This is a genomic window from Caballeronia choica (assembly GCF_001544535.1).
In the GTDB taxonomy this organism is placed as follows: Bacteria; Pseudomonadota; Gammaproteobacteria; order Burkholderiales; family Burkholderiaceae; genus Caballeronia; species Caballeronia choica.
This window is the reverse complement of the sequence record NZ_FCON02000308.1, coordinates 1-4,519: the sequence shown is the minus strand read 5'-3', so window position 1 is coordinate 4,519 and position 4,519 is coordinate 1. Positions and strand designations below refer to the sequence as shown.

The 4,519-nt window shown below is 62.1% G+C and carries 5 protein-coding genes; 3 read left to right on the top strand and 2 right to left on the bottom strand.

The annotated features are described in order from the left end of the window. Window positions 1–351: 351 nt before the first annotated feature. Window positions 352–1,122, bottom strand: a complete 771-nt coding sequence (locus tag AWB68_RS42935; RefSeq protein WP_087650183.1) for a PP2C family protein-serine/threonine phosphatase — start codon at window positions 1,120–1,122, stop codon at window positions 352–354. A gap of 139 nt (window positions 1,123–1,261) precedes the next feature. Then, window positions 1,262–1,555, bottom strand: coding sequence for a hypothetical protein (locus AWB68_RS42930; protein ID WP_087650182.1), 294 nt, complete (start codon window positions 1,553–1,555; stop codon window positions 1,262–1,264). 483 nt (window positions 1,556–2,038) lie between these two features. Between AWB68_RS42930 and AWB68_RS42925 the strand changes: the two genes are divergently transcribed. From AWB68_RS42925 to AWB68_RS42915, 3 genes are all read left to right on the top strand, one after another. After that, window positions 2,039–2,548, top strand: coding sequence for a lecithin retinol acyltransferase family protein (locus AWB68_RS42925; RefSeq protein ID WP_087650181.1), 510 nt, complete (start codon window positions 2,039–2,041; stop codon window positions 2,546–2,548). A gap of 32 nt (window positions 2,549–2,580) precedes the next feature. Next, the gene (locus AWB68_RS42920; protein ID WP_087650180.1) at window positions 2,581–2,829 is read left to right on the top strand and encodes a hypothetical protein; all 249 of its coding nucleotides are present in this window, start codon (window positions 2,581–2,583) and stop codon (window positions 2,827–2,829) included. A gap of 262 nt (window positions 2,830–3,091) precedes the next feature. Beyond that, entirely contained in the window at window positions 3,092–4,207 is a 1,116-nt protein-coding gene (locus tag AWB68_RS42915; RefSeq protein WP_087650179.1) for a 4-hydroxyphenylpyruvate dioxygenase family protein, read from the top strand. Window positions 4,208–4,519 lie beyond the last annotated feature (312 nt).

Below are 4,519 nucleotides of genomic sequence, written 5' to 3'. Positions count from 1 at the left end.
GTTTTGCCTGACGGGTGAGCGCGTAGCGCGAGGCTGGATGGATGACTGCTGGTCCACTTCGTATAGCGGTGCGATGCCCGCGCCTCTTCTACATGCCAACAACGATGAAACTCCGCTAACGACACTCCCCCGGTTGGACCACTCCGAGAGAGCGGTCTAGCGCCGACTGGCAAGGATTGGCGGTGGCAAGCTGCTTTCTTTGCTTACTTTCTTTGCAGCAGCAAAGAAAGTGAGTCCCGCCCCGGACAGGGGCAGAGCTAATAAACCAAAAACAAAGCAAGTTCCATAGAAGCACAAGCGCATCAAACGGCGTAAAAACCAACCCAACCCCAACCCAAGCGCCAGCGCCCCCTAAACCGCTGGATTCAACTGCGTCTTATCCGAACAAAACAAGTCTTCGGCATGAACGACAACCGCCGATATGTTGTCCCGTCCCCCGCGCAGAAGCGCAAGATCGACAAGCCGTTGTGCCGCCCGCTGACAATCCCCCGGCGCGAGTTCGCTGAGAATTTCCTGCTCGCTCACTTCGTTGCTAAGACCATCGCTGCACAAAAGAAACGTATCGCCATCGCTCAGTTCGACAGCGTCTTCGTCGAGTTGCAGCGTATCCATCGCGCCGACCGCGCGCGTGATCAGATGCTGCGCCGGATGATGCAGCGCCTCCTCGGCCGTCAACTGGCCACGCGCCTTCAACTCCTCGACATGGCTGTGATCGCGCGTCAACTGGTGCAGCCGCCCATCGCGGCAAAGATAGATGCGGCTGTCCCCCGCCCACAGATAACCGCAGCAACGCTCGCGCGCGACGAGCAACACAACCGTGCTGCCGATCCTCTGCACCTGACGCCTCGCCGCTTCCACGCGAAGCTGGCCGTTCACCTGCTGAAGCCTGCCGCGCGCATCGGCAACAAGGCTCGCAAGACCATTCGGCGACGACACGCCCGCCAAACCTTCGATCACGAGGCGGCTGGCAAGATCGCCGACCGCGTGGCCGCCCATGCCGTCGGCGACGGCCCAGAGGCCGCGCTCGGGATTGTCGAGGAAGGCGTCCTCATTGATCTGCCGCACACGCCCCGCATCCGAGCGGGCGGCCGACGTCCATCGAAACTCAGTGGTAAAGGTCACGACAACCTCTGCGATCTTCAATAGCGCGTTGCAGCGAAGCGGCGGGACGGCACCGGCAGCCCGTCAATTGTGCACCAACGCGCCGCGCCACGAATGGCAATTTGCCGGCCCCGCTCATCTGAGTCCGACGGTTCGGACGCTATGCCTTCGAGTTGCCGGCAATCGCGTTCGGGCTCACGTTGATGTTCGAGTTGGCTCCGCTGTTGTGAACGTCGACCGACTGGAACTGGTTGATCATCTGGTCGGCGTTGAAATTGTTGGTGATGTCGTAGATGTTCACGACGCCGACACCACCGCCACCGCCCTGCTGCGACGAGAACGGCGCGATCCAGCCGTAGATCCAGGGCGCGCCGCCGCCACCGCCGATGGAGGCCATCGCCTTGTGGTCGAGTTCGCGATCGTATTCAAGATCGGTAACAGAGATGGCGCTCATTTTGAATCTCCAGGGGGCATGTACGACGGGGTTGTGACGCACGACCTGTTGCAAGGCTCATGCCGGTTTTCCCTCCGCCGCTGGAAATGTGCTCAAGCGCTTGATTACGTTGGGTTTGTCGCCGCGTGCGCCTGAGCGCTCCATCGATCGTCCACTGGATCAGTTGGTCCACCGCCAACATTACCGCTCCAGGCGGCGGTCACGGACCAACACCTTCGCCCCACTCCCGATTTCCGCTCTGCGACCCGCTTCGCGGCTTAAGCGCGCACTGAAAGCGGTGATGGTATTCGCCCAACAAACACCCTTTGAAAGTGTTGGCTTGTTCGAGACACAGAACCCTCCACCCAAACCACGAATATCGCATTTTTCGTTATAAATCAATGCTTTGCAAAGACTGGCCCGATTGATGCAATTGAGTTGGCAACGAGGCGCCACAACAGACACATCGGCGACCCCGGACCCAAAAAATAATCGGAGCGAGCCATGTCAACCAACCAACTTTCCGCGATGTTCGAACACCTTGGCGCCGAAGCCCGGACCGCCTTTTCGTTCGACACGGAACCGGCTCTGGGGACTCAACTCGTCACGCTTCGCTCGGGTTACGAACACCACGGCATCTATGTCGGCAACGGCCGGGTCATTCACTATGCCGGCTTCGCGAAGTCGCTGCACCGCGGTCCGGTCGAAGAAATCTCGTTCGAACAATTCGCCGCCGGTCACGACGTCTCCATCCGCCTCAACCCGACCTCGAAGTTCGTCGGACTCGAAGCGGTGCGCCGCGCCCAAAGCCGCCTCGGCGAAGACAACTACCGGCTCTTGACGAACAACTGCGAACACTTCTGCACGTGGTGCCTGTTCGGTGTGAATCGCAGCCAGCAAGTGGAAGCCTGCTTCGCCAGCCCGCGCGTCGCGATGCACACCGTCGCGGGACTTTTCAGGGCGTTCATCGAAGCCAAGCGCAGCCGGTTCTTCATCGGCGCACAAGCTGCATAACCGCATTCACCGCCGCGATCGAGGGGAACATCATGCACACGGACCAAAAGTCACTCCACTGGGCCGTCGACAAATGGCTCGCTCCGACCCCGGCGATGCCGGCCCGCGTCGTGCGCTTCTGCCGCACCGAGATCACCCGGGCGCGCTATGTCTGCGTCGAAGCGCTGCGGCCGACGGGCATGCTCGCGATCATCTTCTTCCGCCACGACGACGGCTCGTGGAACGTGTTTCCGCCGCAAGCCAAGCGGCCTTCGATGGGAATCGGCCGGCTGGCTGCGTGAGGGATCTGGCGGGGCGTCGTTCAGCGCATGGCCTTTCTGTCATGCGATGCCCATGGAGCAGACGACGCCCCCCCCTATGGCTCCGGTTCGCGCTTACTGAGCGCGGAGGTGTCATCGGCTTTGACATCCCGATCGCCGAACCGCTACTCTACGGGCAACTTTTCCAGGTTTTGCAGCGTGGTCGGGACCGGGAGCGCGTTGTGCTCCGCCGCAATGGCCGCCGCACCCCGGATGCTTGCCGACCATTCCCGAGAACCAGCCGATGACTCATCCCGACTCCAATTCCTCCGCCCGTTCGACGCCGGACGACGGCGCGCGTGACAACCCGCTCGGCATTGCAGGACTGGAGTTCGTCGAGTTTTCGAGCCCGGACCCCGCGGGCCTCGCGACGCTGTTCGGACGGCTGGGTTTCGTGCCGGTCGCGCGTCACGTGAGCAAGGCGGTGACGCTCTATCGGCAGGGCAGCATGAATTTCCTGATCAACGCGGAGCCCGACTCGTTCGCGTCGCGTTTCGCCGAAACGCACGGCGTGGGCATCTGCGCGATCGGCATCCGCGTGGTCGATGCGCAGACGGCGCACGAGCGCGCAGTCGACTACGGCGCCTGGGATTTCGAGGGCGAGAAGATCGGCCCGAACGAACTGGCGATTCCGGCGATCCAGGGCATCGGCGACTCGCACATTTATTTCGTCGATCACTGGCCGGGCAAGCACCCGGCGGGCGGCAGCGAAGCGTCGATCTATGACGTCGACTTTCGTCCGATCGAAGGGGCGAGTGCACCGGAGAGCGGGACCGGCACCGGCCTGCTCGAAGTCGATCATTTCACGCAGACGGTCGGCGCGGGACGCATCGTCGAGTGGCTTGAGTTCTATCGCGAGGTGCTGCACTTCGAGGAGATCCATCAGGTGCATCCGGACTGGCACGTCTCGCAGGACTCGGCGGTGACGGTGTCGCCGTGCGGCACGATCCGCATTCCGGTCTATGAGGAAGGCACCTACCGCACCGACCTGATGCAGCAATACCTGCCCGACCACGCGGGCGAGGGCGTGCAGCACATTGCGCTCGCGTCGGCTGACATCTTTGCTTCCGTCGATGCGTTGATCCAGCGCGGCGTGCGCTTCGTCGAGCCGCCAGCGCGTTACTACGCGCAGCTCGATGCGAGGCTGCCGGGGCACGGGCTGGATGTGGAGCGGTTGCGCGCACGAGGGATTCTCGTCGATGGCGAGATCGGCGAGGACGGCACGCCGCAACTGTTCCTGCAGACTTTCCTTGAACGAGAACCCGGCGATATGTTCTTTGAAATCGTCGAGCGGCGTGGGCACCATGGGTTTGGTGAAGGCAATCTGGGGGCCCTCGCGCTTGCTCGGTCGATGGGGTGAGGGGCGGCTGTGTTTCGCACTTCGCCGGGGGGGGGGGGGGGGGGGGGGGGTTACACCGTTTGATGCGCTCGTGCTTCTATGGAACTTGTTTTCTTAGCGGTTTATTTGCTCTGCCCCTGTCCGGGGCGGGACTCACTTTCTTTGCTGCTGCAAAGAAAGTAAGCAAAGAAAGCAGCTTTCCAACGCCAATCCTTGCCATGCCCCGCTAGCCCGTTCCCTCGGAGTGGTCCAACCGGGGGAGTGTCGTTAGCGGGGTTTCCCCGTTGTTGGCATGTAGAAAAGGCGCGCACGTCGCACCGCGACAGGGAGTGG

Coding starts and splice junctions, on each gene's coding strand:
- AWB68_RS42920 (WP_087650180.1), top strand. CDS start 2,581: ATGCACACGGACCAAAAGTCACTCCACTGGGCCGTCGACAAATGGCTC.
- AWB68_RS42930 (WP_087650182.1), bottom strand. CDS start 1,555: ATGAGCGCCATCTCTGTTACCGATCTTGAATACGATCGCGAACTCGAC.
- AWB68_RS42915 (WP_087650179.1), top strand. CDS start 3,092: ATGACTCATCCCGACTCCAATTCCTCCGCCCGTTCGACGCCGGACGAC.
- AWB68_RS42925 (WP_087650181.1), top strand. CDS start 2,039: ATGTCAACCAACCAACTTTCCGCGATGTTCGAACACCTTGGCGCCGAA.